This is a genomic window from Leptospira borgpetersenii serovar Javanica, from assembly GCF_003046425.1.
GTDB lineage: Bacteria > Spirochaetota > Leptospiria > Leptospirales > Leptospiraceae > Leptospira > Leptospira borgpetersenii.
Window position 1 is genome coordinate 50,001 of sequence record NZ_QAJG01000013.1, and the last position, 19,030, is coordinate 69,030.

Annotated in this window: 17 protein-coding genes and 1 pseudogene (1 of these 18 running past the window's edge); 8 read left to right on the plus strand and 10 right to left on the minus strand. The window is 41.2% G+C overall.

What is annotated here, in order from left to right:
- The 3 genes from murI to purM form a co-directional block, all read left to right on the plus strand.
- A protein-coding gene (gene murI / locus CLV95_RS11875; protein WP_002732033.1) for a glutamate racemase crosses the window boundary here: on the plus strand, positions 1 to 425 show its 3' portion. The gene continues 352 nt to the left of window position 1, outside the view; only the last 425 of its 777 coding nucleotides appear in the window; its start codon lies beyond the left edge, outside the window; it ends in the stop codon at positions 423 to 425.
- Between the two features lie 180 nt (positions 426 to 605).
- A complete protein-coding gene (lsa19, locus tag CLV95_RS11880; protein WP_026054874.1) occupies positions 606 to 1,208 on the plus strand; it encodes an adhesin Lsa19 in 603 nt (200 codons plus the stop codon).
- A 120-nt stretch (positions 1,209 to 1,328) separates the two neighbouring features.
- Positions 1,329 to 2,363: a phosphoribosylformylglycinamidine cyclo-ligase gene (gene purM / locus CLV95_RS11885; protein ID WP_002732044.1), complete on the plus strand. Its 1,035-nt coding sequence runs from the start codon at positions 1,329 to 1,331 to the stop codon at positions 2,361 to 2,363.
- A gap of 310 nt (positions 2,364 to 2,673) precedes the next feature.
- Here the strand turns inward: purM and CLV95_RS11890 are convergent, their stop codons facing one another.
- Both CLV95_RS11890 and pyk read right to left on the minus strand, forming a co-directional pair.
- Positions 2,674 to 3,645 carry a sensor domain-containing diguanylate cyclase gene (locus tag CLV95_RS11890; protein WP_002731977.1) on the minus strand — a complete coding sequence of 324 codons (972 nt, stop codon included), beginning with the start codon at positions 3,643 to 3,645 and terminating at the stop codon, positions 2,674 to 2,676.
- 618 nt (positions 3,646 to 4,263) lie between these two features.
- Positions 4,264 to 5,691, minus strand: a complete 1,428-nt coding sequence (gene pyk / locus CLV95_RS11900) for a pyruvate kinase (RefSeq protein WP_002721209.1) — start codon at positions 5,689 to 5,691, stop codon at positions 4,264 to 4,266.
- Positions 5,692 to 5,794: 103 nt separating this feature from the next.
- Between pyk and CLV95_RS11905 the strand changes: the two genes are divergently transcribed.
- The 3 genes and pseudogenes from CLV95_RS11905 (at position 5,795) to CLV95_RS11915 (ending at position 8,622) form a co-directional block, all read left to right on the plus strand.
- The gene (locus tag CLV95_RS11905) at positions 5,795 to 6,700 is read left to right on the plus strand and encodes a histone deacetylase family protein (RefSeq protein ID WP_016749144.1); all 906 of its coding nucleotides are present in this window, start codon (positions 5,795 to 5,797) and stop codon (positions 6,698 to 6,700) included.
- Between the two features lie 2 nt (positions 6,701 to 6,702).
- Complete coding sequence (locus tag CLV95_RS11910) at positions 6,703 to 7,512, plus strand: hypothetical protein (RefSeq protein ID WP_002732037.1); 810 nt, start codon at positions 6,703 to 6,705, stop codon at positions 7,510 to 7,512.
- A gap of 1 nt (position 7,513) precedes the next feature.
- A pseudogene (locus CLV95_RS11915) lies at positions 7,514 to 8,622 on the plus strand (PP2C family protein-serine/threonine phosphatase).
- An 83-nt stretch (positions 8,623 to 8,705) separates the two neighbouring features.
- Here CLV95_RS11915 and CLV95_RS19810 read toward each other — a convergent pair.
- From CLV95_RS19810 to CLV95_RS11935, 4 genes are all read right to left on the minus strand, one after another.
- Complete coding sequence (locus tag CLV95_RS19810; RefSeq protein ID WP_002721147.1) at positions 8,706 to 8,900, minus strand: hypothetical protein; 195 nt, start codon at positions 8,898 to 8,900, stop codon at positions 8,706 to 8,708.
- Between the two features lie 566 nt (positions 8,901 to 9,466).
- Positions 9,467 to 11,221: a hypothetical protein gene (locus tag CLV95_RS11925; RefSeq protein ID WP_002721178.1), complete on the minus strand. Its 1,755-nt coding sequence runs from the start codon at positions 11,219 to 11,221 to the stop codon at positions 9,467 to 9,469.
- Positions 11,222 to 11,304: 83 nt separating this feature from the next.
- Complete coding sequence (locus tag CLV95_RS11930) at positions 11,305 to 11,790, minus strand: putative lipoprotein (RefSeq protein WP_026054055.1); 486 nt, start codon at positions 11,788 to 11,790, stop codon at positions 11,305 to 11,307.
- Between the two features lie 62 nt (positions 11,791 to 11,852).
- Positions 11,853 to 13,793, minus strand: a complete 1,941-nt coding sequence (locus tag CLV95_RS11935; RefSeq protein ID WP_002737585.1) for a glycoside hydrolase family 36 protein — start codon at positions 13,791 to 13,793, stop codon at positions 11,853 to 11,855.
- Between the two features lie 122 nt (positions 13,794 to 13,915).
- Between CLV95_RS11935 and CLV95_RS11940 the strand changes: the two genes are divergently transcribed.
- Both CLV95_RS11940 and radA read left to right on the plus strand, forming a co-directional pair.
- Positions 13,916 to 14,554: a ribonuclease D gene (locus tag CLV95_RS11940; RefSeq protein WP_002721218.1), complete on the plus strand. Its 639-nt coding sequence runs from the start codon at positions 13,916 to 13,918 to the stop codon at positions 14,552 to 14,554.
- On the plus strand, positions 14,551 to 15,930 hold the full coding sequence (gene radA, locus CLV95_RS11945) for a DNA repair protein RadA (protein WP_002721197.1): 1,380 nt from the start codon (positions 14,551 to 14,553) through the stop codon (positions 15,928 to 15,930). The genes CLV95_RS11940 and radA overlap by 4 nt, the downstream gene beginning before the upstream one ends.
- Positions 15,931 to 15,949: 19 nt before the next feature.
- On the opposite strand, the gene CLV95_RS18885 is transcribed toward radA, so the two are convergent.
- From CLV95_RS18885 to CLV95_RS11960, 4 genes are all read right to left on the minus strand, one after another.
- Positions 15,950 to 16,093 carry a hypothetical protein gene (locus CLV95_RS18885; RefSeq protein WP_155118082.1) on the minus strand — a complete coding sequence of 48 codons (144 nt, stop codon included), beginning with the start codon at positions 16,091 to 16,093 and terminating at the stop codon, positions 15,950 to 15,952.
- A gap of 559 nt (positions 16,094 to 16,652) precedes the next feature.
- Complete coding sequence (gene lpxB, locus CLV95_RS11950) at positions 16,653 to 17,957, minus strand: lipid-A-disaccharide synthase (RefSeq protein ID WP_026054896.1); 1,305 nt, start codon at positions 17,955 to 17,957, stop codon at positions 16,653 to 16,655.
- Positions 17,911 to 18,759, minus strand: coding sequence for an LpxI family protein (locus CLV95_RS11955; protein ID WP_002721135.1), 849 nt, complete (start codon positions 18,757 to 18,759; stop codon positions 17,911 to 17,913). The genes lpxB and CLV95_RS11955 overlap by 47 nt, the downstream gene beginning before the upstream one ends.
- Positions 18,760 to 18,773: 14 nt before the next feature.
- Positions 18,774 to 19,007, minus strand: a complete 234-nt coding sequence (locus CLV95_RS11960) for an FmdB family zinc ribbon protein (protein ID WP_002721179.1) — start codon at positions 19,005 to 19,007, stop codon at positions 18,774 to 18,776.
- Between the last annotated feature and the right edge of the window lie 23 nt (positions 19,008 to 19,030).

Genomic DNA, 19,030 nt, shown 5'->3' on the forward strand with positions numbered 1-19,030 from the left:
CGGTCACACAAAGAGAGAAAAAATTACAAAGGCTCAAAGCGGAATTGGGAGCGGAAGAATTGATTCTTCCCGTTTCTTGTCCCGGTCTAGCCGGCTTGGTGGATAAGGGAGAATTTGACGAGGCAGAGAAATATCTTCGGCCTATTTTGAAAAAACTCCGGGAGGAGAACGTGGAGAACCTCGTTCTTGGATGTACACATTATATTTTTTTAAAACATATAATTCTAAAAAACTTTCCGAATGTGAGGATTTACGACGGAAATTCTGGGACGATAAAACATCTATTGAATTCTTTACAAGTTCGTCAAAGAGTTTCGAATCGGAGTTCAGTTTCCGGATCCGTTTACAAGCTTATCTTAAACAGCGATGAGGAATTCCACTTTCGATTGGCGACAGAACTTTTGCAATTCGAGAACAAGTTCTAAGTATAAATCACCTTCCAGAAAAGGATTCCGGCCTGATTTTTGAAAACCGATTCTATGGAAATAAATTTCTAAAGTGATTTTTAAATTTTTTGAAATAAATTTCTAAACTTTATTCTAAAAATTCGATTGGTTTTTTGCGAATTAGAGTATAATTACGAAAACTTCTCTATAGAGGATTGAATCGGAGTATTTATGGTCCGTTTACTGATCGCGATTTTATTCTTTTTCATTGTATGTAAACCTAAGGTGTTGGAAAGTTCAGACGCAGTCGTAACCTTTCTCAGGGGAAAGGCTTCCATAGTGGAGACCGGCAAAGAACTTTCTCCACTTGCAAACGTGACCGAAAAGCAATCCGTCAAAACGGATTCGGATGCGGTTTTGGATCTCACTTCTAAACTTGGTAGTTTCCGACTATTAGGTGGAAGCACGGCGACTTTAGCCGCTCTCAATGCGGACAGTGCTTCTTTTCAAGTTTCTGAAGGAAATATACTCATCAAAGCAAGTAAACTCACGAAGGGTCAGAGTTTACTTGTCGATACTCCTACCGTAGTCGCGGCAGTTCGAGGAACTCAGTTTTGGGGGAGAGTGAACAAGAAAGACGAGACCGGAACGTTTGCGGTCCGCGAAGGGGCTGTTGAAGTTACTCGCAAATCCGATAATATCAAGGTTTTGGTCGAAGCGGGGCAGGCTGTGGATTTAAAGCCGGGTGATAAGGATCTGAAAACGAGAGCTGCTGCCAAAGAAGAATTGGCTGCAATGGAGCAGATCGACCAAATGAAATAATTTCCTGAATTCCCGAATCTTTGTCCTTAAGTGCCGGATTTCCTTGTGAGTCCGGTTTTTTTTGTGTGCAGGGATTTTGACTTTTTCAAGCTATTCTAAAAAAGAATCGGAACTTTGAGAATGGAAGAAAAGATCACATACAAAAGTGTCGGTGTGGATACTGAAAAGGGAAGAGAGTTCGTACAAAAGATCAAACGAAACGTAGAATCTACCCATGGTCCCAGAGTTCTTGGCGGCCTCGGCGGCTTTGCGGGAGCTTACGATGTAAGTATTCTTAAAAAATACAACCAACCCGTTCTTCTTTCCGGTACCGACGGTGTCGGAACAAAAATAGAACTTGCACGATTATTGAACACTTTCGACACGATCGGAATCGATTTAGTTGCGATGTGTGTGAACGACATTCTTGTTTGCGGGGGGGAACCTCTTTTCTTTTTGGATTATATAGCATGCGGAAAATTGGATATTGAGAAAATGGATCGAATCGTTGCCGGAATCGTCCATGGATGTAAGTTGTCTAACGCAGCTTTGCTGGGAGGAGAGACTGCGGAACATCCCGGAACGATGAAGGAAGACGAGTTTGATCTTGCCGGTTTTGTGGTGGGTGTGGTCGAAAGGGATTTGATGATAGACGGTTCCATGATTCGACCGGGAGATAAGATTTTAGGACTCGAATCCAGTGGACCTCATAGCAACGGATTTTCGCTCATTCGTAAACTTCTTTTGAAAGACGGAAAACATCTTCCATCCGATCCCGAACAAATAAAGTTTTTAAAGGATTACGCTCTCAAGCCGACTCGAATTTACGTTCAAAGTATATTAAAACTTTTGCAAAAGGTCCCGGTCAAAGGAATGGTACATATCACCGGAGGTGGATACCAGGAAAATGTTCCAAGGGTTCTTCCGAAAGGATCTCAGGCAAAATTCTATAAGGACAAAATTCCTTCGGGATATTTTTTCGAGAAGATCAAAAGGGATTATAAACTCGACGAATTGGAACTATTCGGAACGTTCAATATGGGGATTGGTTATATGTTGGTCGTTTCTAAAGAACACGTCGATATTGCCGAAGAATTTTTAGAATCTACGGGGGAGTCTGTCCACAAAATCGGAGAGATTGTTTCCGGTAATCGGGAAGAGATTCGGTTCGTCTAATTGAACGTGAATTCGGTGAAAGAAAATCGAAGCTCGGTTCCAATGTGGAGATTTTCGAATCTACGGAACTTTATACAAAGCTGATCGTAAGTCTAAAAGCGGTTGTTATTTTCTCGGATATTACTTCTAGAATCTATCTCAAAAATATCTTAGAATGATCGGGATCTGCATTTCAAGAAAAGATAAAGTATTTTTGAGATAGATTCTTAGAAGTAAAGATTAAAATCCTGTTGTACTTCTATCAAAGATAAGAGTAATTCTTGTTTTAAAAATGAAAACTTGTCGTGGTATTTTGCGAGATCGGTTCTTCTTACTGAAAAGAGGAAAGATTCAATCTATCAGGAGAATGAATTTCGGTAAAATGGGTAAACCTGTCACGTCCTTCCGTTTTTGATGCGTATAACGCACGGTCTGCGGATTCGATTAGATTCGTCAGACAGGCATTATTTTCGATTGGAAGAGTTCCACCGAGAGGAAAAGTAAGGGTTGAAATGCCGATACTGATGGTAATGGGTCTTTTTTCCCAAGAAAATTCTCTGATGGTTTGAATTAATCTTTCTGTGATTTCTACGGAATCCGTTTGTGAAGCATCCGGTAAGGCGATAATGAATTCTTCACCGCCGTATCTTGCCAGAACGTCGCATTTGCGCAAGGCTCTGGTGAGTAAGAGGGCGATTTCAATCAGAACCTTGTCTCCCGCCGGATGACCAAAATTGTCGTTATAGTCTTTGAAAAAGTCGACGTCGATCATCAACAAGGAAAGTGAAGTTCCCTGATTTTGAGCGAGATGAATCAGGCGATTCAAATCTTCGTTGAAGGCTCTTCTGTTCTTGAGCTTTGTCAACGGATCTGTACAAGCCTGTTCAAACAATTTATCATTCGCGACTTTGAGTTCGGCTGCAAGTTGACTGATCTTACGGTTGGATTCGATCATTTCGCTGATATCCTTTCCGGTCACATAAATTAAACCGGAATTAAGATCAGGAGAGGCTGTCCAGGTAAAATATTTATAATTTCCATCCGTACAAATGTAACGATTTTGGAAAGAAAAAGTCGGTAAACCTTGGTTCAATTTTTCGAACTCTTGAAAAGTGATTTCCCTATCTTCAGGGTGAAGCAAGTGAAATGGGTTTCTTCCGATCAATTCCTCTTCTTTCCAACCTAGAGTCCGTTCGAAAGCAGGATTTACCAATAGAACTTTGCCTTTTAAGTCTACTATTGACAGTAGATCTATAGAATTATTCACGAGTTTTTCAAGATTGTATTCTTCTTTAAAGTTCATCGTTTGTCTATTTCCATTATTTTAGTTTTTTATGGAGATATGATGTGAGAGATCGGTTTTCATTTTTAAAACATACCCGTAAAGTTTTTCATTATACAAAACGCATTCAAAGAGAATAATCGAAAAGTTTCTCAATGTTGGATTCCTTTCTCATACTTCATGCGTTTCCTCAAATAAGAAAAAGTAAGCGAGGTTTTGAAAAAGAAGTTTTTGTTATAAGAAATCGGCTTGAGAATTGTTATAAAAAAGTTTCTATACGAAAGCAGAATGATTCGTTGACTATTCACAGATATTTCTTTGTCGTTATGGTAGAATTGTTAATTAAGTCCAATTCTATAACTAAAAAGAGAAACTGGAAAGTAAAAAATGAAAATAAGAAACGAATACAATACAATAAAATGTATTCAAATTATAGAATGTTTCTTTTTGAAAAATTGGAATTATAAAAGCGGAGGATTATTGGGAGATGTATTTTTACGGTGTAGTTCTACACAAATTAAAATTTGTCAATTGATAATATGAATTCATTGCGGGCTCGAGAATTTTTTAAAAATTTCATCCAAGAAAAAAGATTGAATGGAAAAATTTTTATCTTTAGGGTTTGTAGAAGGATGAAACTCAATGGATTTGATAAATCTGTAAAAAATCGACGCTACGTACTGTAGTTCCTGGAGCACCGGAAAGAATCACAATCTTGTCTCCCGGAAAGAGAAATTCGTCCTCTTTGAGTTTCTGATTCATGTATGCGATCATATCTTCCAATCTTGTGAAAAAAGGCATTACGAAAGGTATCACACCTCGGTAGAGTTTCATCTTTCTTGCTGTGGTGGCAAAGGGAGTAAACGAATAGATCGGAACCTTCGGTCTCATTTCCGAAGTGATCAAAGCGGAATAGCCGCTTCTCGTGAAATTAACGATCGCTTTTGCGTGAATTCCGTGAGCGATTTCTCTCGCAGCATTTCCTAAGGCGGTTCTTTCGGATTCTAAGAATGTCTTCTTAATATTCCAGTGGATTTCATAGATATGGTTGATGGTTTCCGTTTCTTGAATGATCTTCGACATGATCTCCACCGATTCCAAAGGATAATGACCGCTTGCGGATTCCGCAGAGAGCATCACTGCGTCCGTTCCATCCATAACTGCGTTTGCGACGTCGCTTGCTTCGGCACGGGTCGGTCTCGGATTTTCGATCATTGATTCCAACATCTGTGTCGCCGTGATCACTGGTTTGCCCGCTTGATTGAGTTTGTAGATGAGTTCCTTCTGAAGGATCGGGACTTTTTCCGTTTCGATCTCGACCCCAAGATCCCCTCTTGCAATCATGATTCCATCTGCGCGTTCTATGATTTCTTCTATGTTTTCGATCGCTTCCGGTCTTTCGATTTTTGCGATCAATCCGGTATAGGTTCCTTGCAATAAAGATCTGGCTAATTCCAAATCCGCACCCGTCCGAACGAAACTAAGTGCAATGTAATCTACCCCGAGAGAAAGCGCAAATTTCAGATCTTCTACGTCCTTTTCGGAAAGAGCGGGAGCGGAGATTGGAGTTCCCGGAAGATTAATTCCTTTATTACTCCATAAGATGCCGCCTACGATCACTTTTAAAATTGCGGAGTCCGACTTTTTAAAAATGACTTTCAGAATTAGTTTACCGTCGTCGATGAGGATCTTATCTCCTTCTTTAATATCTTGAATTAGATTCGGATAGGTGCAGCCGATCGTATGTTCGTCACCCTGGAAATCCGCGTCGGGGACGATTTGAATCTCTTGATTTTTATGGAGTAGAATGGAATTGAGTTTTAATTTTCCGGTTCGAATTTTTGGACCTTGCAAATCGGCCATAATTCCCAATGGAAAACCGAAGGTTTGTTCGCATTTGCGTAACGTATCGTAAACTCTTTTATGAGAGTCGTGAGTTCCGTGCGAGAAATTCATTCGAGCGATATCCATTCCCGCTTTGAGCATGGAAAGGATGGTCTCTTCGGAAGAAGAGGCAGGACCGATGGTACAAACGATTTTGGTTTTTTTCCAGTTCAGGATTTTCATGAACGGTAATTATAGATAAATGCCTTCCATTGTTCCAGCTAATATTTCCTCTTTACGAACGGAAACCGAAAAATAGAATGAACCAAAAATAGGCGTCCTCTTCTTGGAGAAGCAGTTAGAACGAATTGGTTTAGTTTATCATCCGGATTATAATATAGATCTGGGACCTCATATATTTCCGGCAAGGAAATATCAAATGATTTACGATCTTGTAAAACAGGATCGTAAGCTCGCAAATCTTTATGTATACAGACCCGAGCCCGCTAAGGATAAAGATTTGGCATTGGTTCATACTAAGGAATTTTTAAAGGATTTTTTTTCTCTCAAAATCACCGAAAGAACCCAGTATTCGGAGCTTCCACTTACGAAACAAATCGTTCAAAGTTTTGTTTTAGCGGTCGGAGGTACGATACTCGCCACCGAACTGACCCAAAAATACAAGTTCGTTTATCATATCGGCGGCGGTTTTCATCATAGTATGCCCGATCGGGCGGAAGGATTTTGTTATTTGAACGATGCGGCGATCGCGGTTAAATTGTATCAAAGGACGTATCCCGGTAGAAAAATTCTCTTCATCGATTTGGATCTTCATCAAGGCAACGGAAATTCCGTCGTATTTCAAGAAGACTCGGACGTGTTTACGTTTTCCATGCATCAGGAAAATTTGTATCCTAAGAAAGAAAAATCGGGACTTGATATCCCTCTTGAAGAAGGTACGGAGGATGGAAAGTATTTGGAGCTTTTGGAGGAATCTCTACACAAGATCAAATCCGATTTCAAACCGGATTTGATTTTTTATATTGCTGGAGCCGATCCATTTGAAGGAGATTCCCTCGGAGATTTAAAACTCACGCTTCAAGGGTTACGAAAGAGGGATAAGATCGTCAGAGACTTCGTTCGTGCGTTAGACGTGCCTGCCGTGATTCTTCCGGCGGGAGGATATGCGAAGGACTTTTACGATACGGTGACAATTCACTACAACACGATCAAAATATTTGCGACCGATTGACTATGAGCATTTTTTCCGATAAGAAAAAAGGAAATCCCGAATTTTGGGACGGTCAAGATCTGGGAATGATCGACATTTCCAGAGAGTTTCAGACTTCTCTCGGAATTGAAAATAAACTTTTTAATCGTTTTTCACAAGAAGAAGTACAAGAGATGTTTGAAAATTCGGGAATCTTTCGAGTCCTTCAGGCGAGAGGTTATAAAGACTACGGGATTTTTTTGGACGGGATTTCCGACATGGACAATCGAATTTATATCAAAAATTCCTCCGGCGAAATTCTAGTCCACATGCGCTTGAAATTTTCCGACTTTCAGTTTAAAAAGCTGGATCAATCCTATAAACTCGTTTATATTGACTGGCTCTTGACCCAGAATTTAAAGATGAAATACATGAGAACCAAAAAGAAATTGTTTCAGGGCCAAGAGTATCCCGGACTTTCTCTTATGAATGAGATCACTGGATTTATCAGAATTCTTGCCACAAAATTAGGCGCTTACGGCGCTTTCAACATTCCGGAATATTTTCACGATGCCGTTTTGTTTCATAAGTCCTTTCAGTTTGTGGATCCCGAAAAGGAAGGGAAGTTCCGTGCTATCCTTCGTTCTTTCAAAAGAACCAATTTGAGAGAATTGAGCGAGCAGATCCACAACGAAAAGATCTGCGAGGCTTCCACGAAAGAACTTTACGTTTGGAGATACGGAGAAATGATTTCCTGCATCAACGGGTATTTTGAGTCCGTACTTTTCGACGAAGAATATTATAAAAAAGTGGAAAGGATTGTTTCGGAAATCCAGTATTTAAGGAAAATTTAATATGTTGGGATTTTCCTTAAGGCCGGAAATTATCATTCTCGACGACGACAGGGACGTCGGAGAAACTCTTGAACTCATCCTGAATAAGCTCGGATATCAGAGCGTATTTTTCGATTCCGTGGAGCAGGGAAAAAATATTTTGAAAGGGAATTAAATCCGATCGTTTTTCTCGATATTCATATGCCGGGTACGAGCGGTCTCGAAATTCTTCCCTACTTTAAAAGGTTAGAACCCAAAACTCAGGTGATCATGATGACCGGAGAAAGGGATATCAATAATGTAGTCACGTCTCTTACGCACAAAGCGAGCGACTTTTTACTCAAACCTTTTTCGATTCAGACAGTTCAGATAGCTATTCAAAAAGCATATGATTATTATGTTATTCTAAAAGACAAGGATCTGCGTGAAGAAGTTATCATGAGAGATCTTCGCCTCGCTTCCAGAGTTCAGGGAAAAATCTTTTCGATTCCCGACCTGAGTCCGTACAAAGTGGAGGCGGATGTGACTCCGGTTTCCTTTGTGAGCGGTGATTTTAACGTGATTCTTAAAAAGGAAAAGGCGATCCTTTTACTTTTAGGGGACGTGGAGGATCACGGCGTTACTTCCGGACTCATTGCGCTTCTGATGACAACTCTCGCTAGAGAAGAGTTTAAGAATTCACATGACCCGTCTGTTATTCTTAAAAGGATGAACCAAGAACTTTGTTTGAACATTGGGACCCACAGTATGACTGCCGCTTGTGTGATTCTTTTCCCGAACGAAAAGAAGTTGGTTTATGCCAGAGGAGGGCATCCTTTTCCGGTTCATTTTCACAAAGACGGATTTTCGTTTTTCAATGAAAAGTCGGGTCAATTGATGGGCATTGTGGAAGACTTGGATTTTCCGAGTTATGAAACGAACTTCGAGGATCAGGATATAATCTTCCTTTTTTCCGACGGAATCATAAACAGTCTCAACCATCCCTTGATCGAAGAATTGAACGCGATCCACAAGTCTGGTCATGACTCCGTTAAACGTATGAAAAACGCTTTGGACGATTTTGTTCGTTCCTCGATTCCTCTAAAAGAATATAGGGACGATTCTTCTTATATTCTTTTAGAGATTCATTGAAAGTTTTATTTCCAAGAAAGATCGGCCTTTTTTATGTTTGAAGGCGCATTCGGCTGAATGTAAATAAGTTACTTTAGTTTGGACTAAATTCGAGAATAATAAATCTCGGAATGGTCCGAATCCGCCATTCTCGTCATAAAAAACTGTTTTCGCTTTGCTTCAAAATGGTTCCAGTGTTCCTTTTTGTTGTAAGCATTTTTTGCGAAACTTCGGTTCGAAGTTAGTCTGTTTCTATTGGCAATATCATAACTAACGTGCGTTTGATATACTTCAATCATCCAAAAATCAGGAAAATTCAGGCGCAACGCTTCCTAACGTAACCAACCCACAAATTAAAAAGGTTTTTGAGGTTATAAGGATCAAAAACTGATACTTTTCAAGTGTTCCGACAAGAATGGGGCTTTTTACTTGCAAAAAGTATGATTGAAAAATCTCCCGAGTCTTCCCGCCTCCTCGCTTTGCGACCCTTAGGGAGCAATGCGGCTGAGTTCCCCTCCACCAAAACGTGCATAACCTTACCCACAAGTTTAAAAGGATTTTAGATCAGAAGAATCTAAAACACACATTTTTCCAAGTGTTCCGACAAGAACGAGCCTTTTTACTTGCAAAAAATACGACTTTCTGATAATGGAAAGTCCCCCAAGCCTTTCTTTTCTCCTCCCAAAATTAGGGAAAACTCATGCAACGCTCTCTATAAATCATTTGCAGGTATAAGTTTTACAGTGGATTTGTCGTAATTCCGGCAGATTTATATTGAGACCCCATTACTTGTGGTGCCCTTAGGAAGTGCGACACTTTAGTTTCTTATTGGCTCAAACTTTCTTACGCCGAACTCACGTTAAATTTAATCCTCTTCTTGAAATTGAAAAAGTTCGTCCGGAATTTCTTTTATGGACACCATCGGGAATGTTCCTTTTCGAATATTAAAAAAAGCAAGTTCAGGAAAACTGAAGAACAAGGATTGAAAACCCTTTTGAAATCGCTCTCCTCTGTCTAAGGGTAAGGCGAGTATTCCGACTAAAGTTGCTCCGAGCCCGGTCGTTAAGTTTGCGATTCCGTAGAAAGGTCGAACCCAAAACACATCGTCCGTAAAGAGAAGAAAGAAATGGTCTTCTCGGTTGGATTTGTAGATCGAGGAACTGAACGTAAACGATTCCTTAAGGTAAATTTTCCAACTCGGGTTTTGTTTTAATAGTTTCGTCAGTTTTTTTCTTCGATAAGAAAGGAAAATTTTTTTTCCTTCGTTCTTCCAATTATTGGAAATCCAATGAGATGCATAAAACGGAATGAACGCGAACGAAAATCCGAAGTTGATCTTCTCGCCTGGGAAAGGAATTCTCTTTCGATCAAACGAGTCTTGTACGTTTTTGAGGATTTCAGTCGTACAGTTTTCAGATAGAAGACGGAAGGGATAAAGTTTTTTTAAACGGACATGATATTCCGACTCTCTTGCTTTTGCGAGTTTCAGGTATTCTGCAAGTACGGAATTTTCAGGCAGGTGCATCGGAATCAGGAATTTATTTTCTCTTTGAGGAAGCAATTTGTCCCAGGTCACTCGAATCGGAACCGTAGTTCCGATTCCTTTCTGCAGTTCAAGGGCTCGGTTGGATGCGTCTTCCCAGATTTGATATTCTTTTTCCGTTAGCTCCTTTAAGACAAAAATCTTTTTTCGAGCAAGTGATACGATCGCCGAGGTTTCTTCGGTGATGTGTTGAAGAGCTTGTGTGTCGTCGGAATCTTCTTGGTAAACGATTTGTGGATTATCCGGAAAACTAGATAAAAACACCGGAATCCCGGTGCGGATACTTTCCTCGATCGTGTGTAATCGTCCCAGGGTCACAAGCGCGCTGTAAGCCCAGCCCGGATCTCTTTCGGATAGGGCCTGGATCAGTCCTTCGGTTTGTTTTATGCTGAAATTCTCCAAGAGCGTTTTTTCTTGTTCAGTTAAGGATTCTTTTGTATTAGAAATTATGAATTCTTTGTTTAAGGACCATTCTTCTCTGAGAATCTGGCACAGTAGGATTCCTTCTAGTATATCGCGAAGTTTTAAATAGGACCCCGGCTTAAAAAACGGAAATTTATCTCGGCTCATTTTTTCGGGAAGCGGAGGGAACTCCATTCTCAGGAGTTCGTTGTTCGGAGAGAGAATTTCGTCTTTTAGAGTTTGTTCCAGATGACTTAGAAAATCTTTCCCTAAAGCGGTTGCAAGTTTTGGTTTTAGATCTTTGGTAAGTTTCGATTTTTCTCCCCGAGCAAAATACGCAGTCGCTCGGAGTCCAATTTTTTTTTCAGGAGAATTTAATTCTTCAAGAAATTTTGTTTCTTTCTTCAACATCTCCAGGTTTTGCAGATGTCGGAACTGGACGAGATAAAGATGATTGAGTCCCGATTCTAAGATGGAAACTTCTTTTTGTGTAAGCTTCAATCTCGTAAGTACACTAGTCCGATTGGATATTATGTTGTAATCGAACGCGAAGTCGTCGTAGGTTTCCCGAACCAAATGGAAGATCTCGTCCGGAAAAAATTGATAGTGATAGACCTTGTTTCCGACTCGAATTCCCGTGTGCCCGCCACTAGACTGTCCGGTGTTTGCGTTCACATAAATGAAATCGATCGTTGTGGGTGTGGAGTAAAGCCCTGTCGAAAAGAGCAGGGCTATCAAGAAGAGAGAAAGAAAAATTTTCAGAGTTGATGGAATCCTTTACGAATAGACTCTACGATTTCCGGCTTGGAAGTCCCGAGTCCTTGTAAGAAGGTTTGAAATTTATCTTCGTCTATTCCCGCTTTTTTAATTCCGCTTCCGATTCCCAAATATGTTACTCGCAATGACTTCCAGTTTGTGAGTCCGTTTCGAAAAGCTAAAGTAGAAAGATCGTTTTTGAATTCGATCTCTTGAAATCCGTTTTCAAAGTGCATCGCAGTTAAATCGCGAACGTCTTTGAGATACGCTTTTTCTTTCTCTTCGTCGTTGCCAGAGGAAGAAGAAAAAATGGAACTCACGGAAACAGAAAGTGACTTGATTGATTTGGAGAGACTTTCTAATGAATCGGAAGATTTGCTGAGGGATTGGACTCCGGTGGAGATGGATTCGGAAATAAAACAGTGGCTGAGGCTGATTATGGTAAGTCCTAACGTCAGAGAGATAAGTAGTTTTTGAATTTGTTTCATCAGGTCGAATTCTCCGTTGGTGATTTTTCGGTTGGAAAATTTTACTTTTTCCTTTGATGGAGTCAAACAACTTTTGCGGTTTGTAATACCACGGAACCGTATGCCGGAAGTTTTAATTTGAGAACTCCACTTCTTGAAAAATACTCGAGGGATTCGGGAACTTTTCCTGTCCAATAATCCGGAAATTGTTTGAGTTTAGAGACGAAAGGAACTTGGATTTCGATCGTACTTTCTTCTTCCCTTGGATTCCAAATTCCTAAAAAGCCTGCCGGATTGTAAAGCGCGGATGGAAACGATCCGGAAGCGAATCCGATTGGAACTGGAGTTTTACTTCTGCACTTGACTCCGAGTTCTAATGTTTTCTTTAAAAGCACGAGTCTTTCTTCTCCGACTCGGGACAAATCGTCACTTACGAAAATCATTCCGCCGCTCACTGCCATTACGCTCGCCATCAACTGAGTTTGTGCGTATGTCATATGATTTTTACTTTCTCGAACCAAAAGGCAATCCGGATCGTTGTACCATAAGTTTCTGTGCATCGAAGAGCGAGTAATGTCGTTAATCAAGGCTCTTTCGGTACTGAGCGCATGTTTGTCCTTTGCGAGAATTCTCGTTTTTTCTCTTTCCCAGAAAGGCGCCACGTCACAACCGATTCTCATCGCATCGAACAGTCCGATCGACGGATAGATGGGCGCTCCACATCCAAGGAGGAACACATCTTTACCGACGACTTTACGGACGAACCGAATCGTATCCACATAACGTTTGTGAGGCGAGATATTCCGATCGTAAGTCCAACCGGGAAGAAGGGCGGCGTATAAGAAGTCTAGTTTGAGATACCGATATCCGTTGTCGTTTACGATCGTTTTTAGGATGTTCTCTAGGAAATCTCGGGAGGTGGGATGAGTTACGTCGACGCAGTAGGTGTAGTCCATTCCCCAGTGAGGATTCCAAAGCGCAGGCACGGGCTTTCCGTCCCGATCTTTGAGGATAGCTTCGGGATATTTCTGATAGAATTCGGATTTTTTTCGGACGAGAAAGGGTGCGAGCCAAATCCCCGGAGTCAATTTTTCCCTTCGGATTTCTTCGGCTAAAAGTCTCATTCCTCCGGGAAACCGATCGTTCGTGGTCAGCCAATCCCCGATCTCTTTTTGATAACCGTCGTCAATCTGAAAGAATTGAATCGGAAGTTTTTTCTCTTTTACAAGAGCGAGATTTTTCAAAATGATCTTTTCGGAAATTTTAGTGTAGTATTGGTACCAGGAACACCATCCGGTCGGAACAGGTGCTGTGGGAAGTTTTACTTTATGAGTTTTTCCTAATTCACTAAAATACTTTTTTAAATATGTTTCCGGGCTTATGGTAAAACGGGTTACTGTGACAGGAGTGAGGGAAAGTTTATTCCCTCTGAAATCCTCGTAACGATAGAAGTCGTAGATCAAGGAAATTCCGGAATCGGGAATCCAGGATTTTTTTTTGGAGTTCTCCAGTTCCTTTTTTCTTTGAGAGGAAATGACTCTGAATTTTACTCCTTGTTCTCCGGGACCAATTGCTCCCGCAAAATAATGCGGATCCTTTGTGGAAGAAATCAGAAGAATCATCCCTTCACTCTGCCAATCTCCTCCGACACCGGAATGATTCGTATAGAAATTCTCCTGAGAATATCGAAGGAAATTCAACCTCGGAGATTCATCCGCGTCGGAAAGGGAGTGAACGGCGGAAAGACTCCAGGATTGATAACCTTGTTGGAAGATCTTCGGTTCTGCCAACGAGTGCGGTGAAAGTTCTATTTCCAGGGTGAGAATTTCGGTTCCGGCTTTGGGTCTTTGTTCTCCGATCCATTCGAGATACGGTTTGAATGTTTCGTTCTTCCCCGTTTTTTTATGACCAAGGGAAAGGGAAAAATTTCCACAGTCGCTGGAAGTTTTGGTTCCTTTGCCGGAAATTTCAAATGAGGATGTAAAGGAATTCTCATAGACTTTATATCTTAAAATGGCTTTCATATTCTCCATCGCTGTCGATGAACATGTTTATCTTTTTCAAGCGGAAACTTTTCCATAAATATAGAGTTCCCGTTTCGTATTTTTGATTTCCGAAACCGCACGGTACGGATTATTATGAATTTATGCCTCCAAAACCTTCAACTATAAAACCAGAGCTTTTTCTCGGAGATCTTTCGGGAAAAAGATTGGAAGAGTATAAGGCGGATGATCGCCTAGCGGTCGATTGTGAGATGATGGGACTCAACCCTAGAAGAGATAGACTTTGTGTCGTGCAGATTTGCGGCTCTTCCAATAACGTAAGTTTGGTTCAAATTCTCCCCGACCAAAAAGAAGCCCCATTACTTAAGTCCCTGTTCGAAAATCCGGAAATCGTAAAAATCTTTCATTTTGCGAGAATGGATTCTCTTTTTCTCCGTTATCGTTTAGGAATCTCTTTGGAGAACGTTTTTTGTACGAAAATTGCGAGTAAACTTGCACGGACATACACGGACAAACACGGTCTTAAGGATCTCATCAAGGAGTTTTATGATGAGGTGATCGATAAGAAAAATCAGTCTTCCGATTGGGGAAAGAAAATTCTTACCAAGGATCAAATCGAGTATGCGAGCGGCGATGTAAAATATCTGATTTCCCTCGAGCAAAAACTCACGGAAATCCTCGTAAGAGAAGGCAGGGATTCCCTTGCCAGAGAGGCCTTTCGTTGTCTTCCCGTTTTTAATCAGATTGATTGGCTTGAGATGCCTTCCCTTTTTGAACATTGAAAAAGAGACTTACTCGAACTTTTATTTGCCAGTCCTGTGGTCAGGATTATTCCCGTTGGGCCGGTAAATGCGAATCCTGCGGGAATTGGAATTCGATCGTTGAAGAAATCGGCAGTGAGAGGTTTGCCCCCTCAGGCGGAAATTCTCGGAAAAATAAATCGTATCAGGAGCCAATTCCTTTAGACAGAGTAGAGGAAGAATCACTCGAAAGGATGGGAACCGGTTTGAAAGAACTCGATCTCGTCTTGGGCGGCGGGCTGGTTCCGGGTTCTCTTACCTTGATTGGTGGGGAGCCCGGCGTCGGAAAATCCACCTTGGTTCTTGAAGTTTCACGTTATCTGACACAGGCAAATAAAAAGGTTCTTTATATTTCCGGCGAAGAGTCCCCTTCTCAGATTCGAATGCGGGCGGAAAGAATGGGATTCCATTCGTCCAATCTTCTGCTTACCTCTGAGACTTACGCGGAAAATATTTCCGCAATGATCGAAGGCGAAAGGCCGACGGCGGTTTTTGTGGATTCGATTCAAACAATTGCAAGAGAAGCTCTTCCGAATCAGGCCGGAACCGTCACCCAACTAAGAGAATGTACTCAAATTTTGCTCGAAACTGCCAAACGATCCGGAATTCCGATTTTGATGACGGGTCATATTACGAAAGAAGGAACCATTGCGGGTCCGAAAATTTTGGAACATCTTGTGGATACGGTTCTTTATTTTGAAGGCGATCGACTCAATTATTACCGATTGCTCAGAGCGGTTAAAAATCGTTTTGGTGCCGTGGGGGATCTTGCGATCTTCGAAATGTTTTCGGGCGGTTTACGAGAAGTAGGGGATCGAAATAGCATTTTTGTCAGTGCAGGTGCGGAGGAAAGAAGCGGTTCCGTAATCAGCGCAGTGTTGGAAGGTAGTAGAGCTCTCACCGTGGAAGTGCAGGCTTTGGTTAGTAAAACCGGTTTTGTTCAGGCAAGAAGAATGGCGGAGGGACCGGATACTCGTCGTGTGATTTTGCTTGCTGCAGTGATCGAAAAGTATATCAAAATCAAATTAGGAGAATGTGATCTATTTAGCAATCTTGCAGGAGGCCTAAATGCGGATGAACCGGCTTTGGATCTTGCGATCTGCACTTCGATTATTTCCAGTTATCTCGATCAACCTCTTCCGAAAGGAACTTGCGTTTTGGGCGAGGTCGGTCTTTCGGGGGAGGTCCGTAGTATCGGGCAAGCCAATCTTCGTATTAAAGAACTTGCAGGGGTCGGTATGAAAAAGGTGATTCTTCCCGAAGGAAATTTGAGCGAATTGGTCCAAAATACGGACATTCAGATTCAGGGAATTCGTTCTTTGAACGATTTACGTTTGCTTTTTCCGGGCGTTAATTGAATTTTTTTGGAAAAGTATTTTAATTTTTTATAATATATTCAGTTTGTTGTTTGCCTCTTAAAGCACGTTGGCCTTTTCCCACCGTGGGATCGGTGTTGTAAAGTCTAAATCCTGCAGAGCGCCCCATAGGAAGCGATGCATTGAGTTCTTCAGAGCGCCCCATAGGAAGCCATAACCTTACCCACAAATACTTGGATCTGAAGATAAATCTGTCGGAATTACTACAAATCCTCTGTGAAACTTACGCCCCACCCTGATTTTGGGTGGAGGGGAGAGGCGGTGGGAAGACTCGGGAGGTTTTCTTTACCACAAAATCATACTTCTTGCAAGTAAAAAGCCTCATTCTTGTCGGAACACTTGAAAAATATCAGTTTTTGATCCTTATGATCCCAAAAGCCTTCTTAACTTGTGGGTAAGGTTATGATAGGGAGCGATGCACTTTAGTTTTCTGCTTTATCAGAAAGATCAAGTTGGTAATTCAGGCCGTCTCGCTTCTATTGGCGCTCGACGGATTCTTATATAAAAAACATAATTTTTCGTCGGATATGATTTTGTGTATGCGATAAAAGTAATATTCGAAAAACGTTCGGGTTAACCGGTGTCGCTTGCGGTTTGAAATGCGGAGCTACGACACAACCACCTTGTTCTCTGAGAATTTTACTTGTTGTGTTTCTTAAAATGTGGGGATGATTACAATTTAGAAATATAAGAAAATTCTAAATTCAAGCTTGCAATTCCGGGTTTTCGGATCCCGTCCCTATTTTTTTGGAGAATCCTTTGATCAATTTCGTAATTTCCCTGGAAGCATGTCTGGATGAATTTTCAATTCCTAACGCCTCTTTTACTTGGCGAACTTCTTCGATCATTTTAGTGCGATATTTTTTGTTGTCCAAAAGTTGAATCGATTCTTCCGAGATGTGCATCGGAGTACATTCTGCTTGTATTAATTCCCTGCAGATCTCTTTTCCGGAGAGAATATTTACAAGCCCGATGTAAGGAGTTCGGATAAAAAGAGAACCGATAAAGTAAGTAAATATGCTGACTTTGTAAAGGATCACCATCGGCTTTTCAAAATAAGCCACCTCTAATGTTGCGGTCCCGGAAGTTACCAAAACCAAATCGGAGGCTTCGATCGCCCGGAGAGAACGATCGAATAGATATTCGATTTTTAAATTTGGGAATTTGGATTTGGCGAATTCTATTTGTTCGAGAATGTACACTTCTTCCTTTTGACTAATATTCGGTAAAAGAAAGCGAATCTTCTTTTTTTCAATTTCATAATGATCCGAAAGTTGTCCCGCGGTTTCTAAAAGATCGTTTAAGATTCTTCGAATTTCACCACTACGGGAACCGGGCATCAAAGTGATTGTAAAATGAAAATGAGTTTTATCTTCCAATTCGGGAATGGCCGCTTCTTTACGGATCTTTTCCCTCAAACGAACCGCGAGAGGGTGACCTACAAATTCACAAGGAATTTCGTAATTATCATAAATTTCTTTTTCGAAAGGAAATAAGACGAGCATTAAATCGACATTGTCTCTGATCGTATAGATTCGATCGAACTTCCAAGCCCAGAGTTGGGGAGAAACGTAAAAGACGACCGTGATTCCTAGTTTTTTGAGTGCTTTTGCAAGGCGAAGATTGAAGCCTGGATAGTCGATTAAAACGGCGTGAGTGCAATTTTTCTCCACGGCAACATCGATCAATCTTCCGATCAAAGTCTTTAAAAATCTGTATTTGAAAAGGATTGCGGAAAAGCCGATGATGGAAAGTTCTTCCATGGACTCGATCGAAACGAAACCTTCTTCGATCATTCTTTCCCCGCCGACTCCGAAGGTTTCCAGATCGGAAAAATTTTTTTTGAGCTCTCGAATCAATTCTCCGCCCAAAAGATCGCCGGAATGTTCTCCGGCTAACATTAAAATTTTAGGATTTTCCTTTTTTGCCGACAGACTGGACGCGCGTTTGGATATGGGTCGACTACCGGATTTTTTGGATTGTGGAGTTGATTTTCGTAAGGTTGCCACTGCCGATACTCAAAATATTGATTTTTAGTTTTTCTGCAAGGTTAATAAATTCTTTTGGATGAACTATGATCGTTTCCCCCATTCTAAGCGCCAAGGTCTCGCAGTTGTTCTCGTGCATTATCCTTAGAGTGTTTTCTCCTACGGTTGGAAGATCGAAACGATGATCCTGATCGGGTTTGGAACTTTTACATACGGTTGCTTTTCTTTTTTTGGCAAAAGAGCCGCCTCTGCGAATCGCAGAATCCGTACCTTCCACCGCTTCCACTGCAAGAACGGATTTATCCAGAACGATCACGGTTTGGCCGATGTCTAGTTCCGCCATCTTTTCGGCGTATTCCATACCGAAGGATACATCTTCCAACTCTTTTTTGTTTAAAACCTTTTTGGTGAATCTTCCTTCGGGAAGGAATAAGGATTGGAGATACGTTTTCTGAGAAATGATTGCGATTTTTTCTTTTGAGAACTCTTCCGAAGCGGTTTTGAAAATCGAGTAATCGTGCTTGTTAATCATTCTCGCTAGAAGACTGATCGCTTTCACATCGAATTTCAGATTTTTGAATATGATCTCTTTTTTGACCTTTCCGAGAAGAAGAAGTCGATCGATGTCATACCGTTTGCATAATTTCATCAAAGTTCCGATTTTTACGATATGGACCGGAACGTTGCGATCTCCATAGTCTCCTTCATGGAAGTCGGATTCGATGATGGAAAAAAAAATAGGATCTTCTCCCGCCGCAAGGGCTTCTTTCATTCCGATATGGGGGAGTTCTCCTCCACCAGCAAGAATTCCGAGTCTTCCCAAACTTAAAGGCCTCGTTAATCCGAGGAAGTCGTCGCGGCGGTGGAAGATTCTCCTGAACCGCTTTTTTTGTAATCCGTCACATAAAATCCGGTTCCTTTAAAAATGATACCGGAACCGTTGGAAATCATCCTTTCCACTTCACCTTTTTTACCGCAAAGAGCACAATCTTTGACCGGTTCGTCCTTCATGGAATGGAATTGTTCAAACGTTTGCCCGCAGGCCTTGCATTTATAGTCGTATGTCGGCATGGACGCTCTCCATTAGAATATTC

What these genes read in the sequence shown, in the direction of transcription:
- CLV95_RS11910 (WP_002732037.1), top strand. Translation starts at nt 6,703, where the DNA reads ATGAGCATTTTTTCCGATAAGAAAAAAGGAAATCCCGAATTTTGGGAC.
- purM (WP_002732044.1), top strand. Translation starts at nt 1,329, where the DNA reads ATGGAAGAAAAGATCACATACAAAAGTGTCGGTGTGGATACTGAAAAG.
- CLV95_RS11960 (WP_002721179.1), bottom strand. Translation starts at nt 19,007, where the DNA reads ATGCCGACATACGACTATAAATGCAAGGCCTGCGGGCAAACGTTTGAA.
- CLV95_RS19810 (WP_002721147.1), bottom strand. Translation starts at nt 8,900, where the DNA reads ATGATTGAAGTATATCAAACGCACGTTAGTTATGATATTGCCAATAGA.
- CLV95_RS11940 (WP_002721218.1), top strand. Translation starts at nt 13,916, where the DNA reads ATGCCTCCAAAACCTTCAACTATAAAACCAGAGCTTTTTCTCGGAGAT.
- pyk (WP_002721209.1), bottom strand. Translation starts at nt 5,691, where the DNA reads ATGAAAATCCTGAACTGGAAAAAAACCAAAATCGTTTGTACCATCGGT.
- CLV95_RS11890 (WP_002731977.1), bottom strand. Translation starts at nt 3,645, where the DNA reads ATGAACTTTAAAGAAGAATACAATCTTGAAAAACTCGTGAATAATTCT.
- CLV95_RS18885 (WP_155118082.1), bottom strand. Translation starts at nt 16,093, where the DNA reads ATGGGGCGCTCTGAAGAACTCAATGCATCGCTTCCTATGGGGCGCTCT.
- CLV95_RS11935 (WP_002737585.1), bottom strand. Translation starts at nt 13,793, where the DNA reads ATGAAAGCCATTTTAAGATATAAAGTCTATGAGAATTCCTTTACATCC.
- CLV95_RS11930 (WP_026054055.1), bottom strand. Translation starts at nt 11,790, where the DNA reads ATGAAACAAATTCAAAAACTACTTATCTCTCTGACGTTAGGACTTACC.